Below are 2,958 nucleotides of genomic sequence, written 5' to 3' on the forward strand. Positions count from 1 at the left end.
CGTCCTCGTTCGCCACCGCCACGGGTCCGCTGCCGCCCGTCGCCGTGGGCCCGGACGCGAAGAAGACGCGCACCCCGTCCGCCGACGGCGTCACGCCGTCCGACGTCCCCAGCGCCTGGGGCATGAGGTTCTCCACCGTCACGTTCACGCGAAAGGTGTCCGCGCCGTCGTAGCTCGCTCCGGACGACGCCAGCCGCACGTACACGCCCTGCCCGCCGATGACCGCCGCGTTCACGCCCGGCACGGATACGCCGTTCGCGCCGCCACACGCCACGGTGCCGTCGGCGACGGATGCCGTGCACGTCACGGCCGCCAGCGCGGACGGCGGGAGCGGCGCGGGCCCGTCCGGGGGCGATGCCGGGTTCCGGTCCGAGCAGGCGGCGAGCGTCAGCAGGCCAAGGGCAACGAGCGACGAGAGATGCGTGGCGGTGCGGCGCATCGGTGAAACTCCAGTGATTTGAGCGAGAGGCCAGCGAGAGGCGGGCAATTCCGGCGGATACTGCGTGGTCGGACGACAATTCTAACCCGCGCGGCCCCGCCGGGCAACGTGACGCCCAAACCTGCACGGCACGATGCGCGGGCGCAGTTCAACCTCCCCCAGGGGTTTTGGGGGAGGTGGGCGAGCTCCGCGAGCCCGGAGGGGGGGCCCGCGCGAGACCTGCCGATCCGCGCAGCGGAGCAACGCCCAACGAAAATCCGCCGGCGCGGAGAGCGCGCCGGCGGATGTTGATCGAACCGATCCGAAGTCGGCTAGGCGTTCAGGGTGCCGTCGTGCGGGAGCGGCGCCTGCGCGGCGGCGGGCGCGGGGGCCGGCTGCGCGTACACGGGCGCGGGCTGCGCCTGCTCGTACCCCGGACGCACGTGCTGCACGGGCGGCTGGATCTGCGCGGGCGCCTGCGTGGTGAGCATGGAATCCATCTCATCGGCGCTCACGGGGCGCGAACGGGGCATGAGCTCGCGGAACTCGTAGACGATCACGCCTTCGCGGGTGATGTCCGACACCACGCGCAGCCCGTCCTCCAGCGAGTTGAGCACCTTTTCCGCGCGGCGCATGGGCCAGCCCAGCGACGACGCCACCTCCGTCACCGTCAGCCGCCCGGCGCGCTGCCCGGCCAGGCGCAGCACGGGCTGCTGCAGCGCCGCCACCAGCGCCTGCCGCCGCTCCTCGCGGTTGCTCTGCGCCTTGCGGGTGAGCGCGTAGCCGCCGCCGCCGGAGAACAGCGCCATCATCAGCGCCACCGGCTCGCCCTCGCCCACGGCCACCATCAGCATGAGGGCCGCGAACATGAACAGCATGATGGCGCCGATCCCCCAGATGCTGCTCCAGCGGCCCACGTCCTCCGGCAGGTCCGCCTCGGACGCGGCCACGGGAAGTCCGCCCGCGCCCTGCGTGGCGGCGGCCAGGGCCAGCGCGTCGGTCTTGCCCAGCGTGTGCCCGCACCGCGCGCACGACCGGTGGTTGTGGCGCAGCAGGTAGTACAGCAGCCCGCCCGCGCCGGCCGCCGGGAACAGCGTGAGCGCCGTGAGCACCAGCAGCCCGGCGATGTGCCCGCCCTGGGAAAAGTACGTGACGGTCTGGCCCTGGAACCCGCAGCGCGGACACACCACCAGCGGCATGGGCGCGCCGATGGGCATGGCCGTCTGCACGGCCGGCACCCCGAATCCGGCGGGGCGCGACACGGGAGCGCCGCAGTTGTCGCAGCGGGTGTGTCCGTCCGGGACCCGGGCCCCGCAGGTGGAACAATACATCCTGGGAAATCCTCCACGCCGCGGGCACGGGCGGCGTATGAACGAACGGTTGGCGCGGAACTTCGCCGGTCGCGTGCCCGTACGGGAGCGCGTGAGTGAAAGATTCACTTCGGCCGGGTGCGTTGCGCAAGCTTTTTGCTGAACGCGTGGAACCCGAAGCCCTGTTGTAGTTTAGGGAACCGGAAGCGGACCTTCAACCCCCGGGCACCCATGCGGACCCTGTCGCGGCGCACCGCCGCCCTTGTTTTCGGCGCCATCACGCTCGTCCTGAGCGGATGCGCCCGCACCTTCGGGCCGGCCGAGCCGCGCCCGGGCGCCCTGGCGCGCCACGTGGTGGTCATCTCCATCGACGGGCTGCGGCCCGACGCCATCGAGGCCGCCGGCGCGCGCAACCTGCAGCGGATGATGCAGGAGGGCGCGTACTCGCTGCAGGCGCAGACCATCATGCCCAGCCGCACCCTGCCGTCGCACACCAGCATGCTCACGGGCGTGGAGCCGTCGGTGCACGGCATCACCTGGAACGACGAGCAGGTCGAGGCGCAGGGCCGCGTGCGCGTGTCCACCGTCTTCGACATGGCCGACAGCGCGCACCTGGAGACGGCGGCGTTCTTCGGCAAGGCCAAGTTCCGCCACCTCATCCACGGCGACGCGCCGGACGAGGTCGAGGCACCCCGCGGGTCCGAGGTGGTGCTGGCGCCGCGCATCACGCAGGACGTCATCCAGTACCTGCAGTTCAACCGGCCGGACCTGCTGTTCGTCCACCTTCCCGACCCCGACATCGCGGGGCACTCGGCGGGGTGGATGACGCTGCCCTACCGCTGGGCCGTGCGCCGGGCCGACGCGGCCGTGGAGCAGATTCGCCGCGCGGCCGTGCGGGCGTACGGCAACGACGTGGTGGTGATCGTCACGGCGGACCACGGCGGGCACGGCCGCGACCACGGCACCGCCGCGCCCGAGGACGTGAACATCCCGTGGATCGCGTGGGGCGCCGGCGTGCAGAACGGCCGCATCGCCGCGTCAATCCACACCTACGACACGGCCGCCACGGCGCTGTGGATTCTGGGCGTGCCCGTGCCCACGCGCTGGGAGGGCCGCCCCGTGGCCACGGCCTTCCAGCCGTCCGCCATCGCCGCCGCCGAGGCTGCCGCGGCCGCCGCCCACGCCAGCTCCGCCGGGAACGCGAACCGGCAGTAGCCGGCCGATCGGCAT

The 2,958-nt window shown here is 72.9% G+C and carries 2 protein-coding genes and 2 pseudogenes; 1 reads left to right on the plus strand and 3 read right to left on the minus strand.

Annotation, left to right across the window (positions count from 1 at the left end):
* From VFZ20_RS05165 to VFZ20_RS32885, 3 genes and pseudogenes are all read right to left on the minus strand, one after another.
* Nucleotides 1-439: pseudogene (locus tag VFZ20_RS05165) on the minus strand (hypothetical protein); the annotation flags it as partial.
* A 311-nt stretch (nucleotides 440-750) separates the two neighbouring features.
* Nucleotides 751-1,680: a hypothetical protein gene (locus VFZ20_RS05170; RefSeq protein WP_329682769.1), complete on the minus strand. Its 930-nt coding sequence runs from the start codon at nucleotides 1,678-1,680 to the stop codon at nucleotides 751-753.
* 3 nt (nucleotides 1,681-1,683) lie between these two features.
* Nucleotides 1,684-1,749, minus strand: a pseudogene (locus VFZ20_RS32885) (zinc-ribbon domain-containing protein); the annotation flags it as partial.
* A 210-nt stretch (nucleotides 1,750-1,959) separates the two neighbouring features.
* Between VFZ20_RS32885 and VFZ20_RS05175 the strand changes: the two are divergent.
* Entirely contained in the window at nucleotides 1,960-2,943 is a 984-nt protein-coding gene (locus tag VFZ20_RS05175; protein ID WP_329682770.1) for an alkaline phosphatase family protein, read from the plus strand.
* Nucleotides 2,944-2,958 lie beyond the last annotated feature (15 nt).

The sequence above is a fragment of the Longimicrobium sp. genome (genome assembly GCF_036280135.1).
GTDB lineage: Bacteria > Gemmatimonadota > Gemmatimonadetes > Longimicrobiales > Longimicrobiaceae > Longimicrobium.

Bases quoted from the DNA above. Each gene is read 5' to 3' on its own strand.
- VFZ20_RS05175 (WP_329682770.1), top strand. From the start codon at position 1,960: ATGCGGACCCTGTCGCGGCGCACCGCCGCCCTTGTTTTCGGCGCCATC.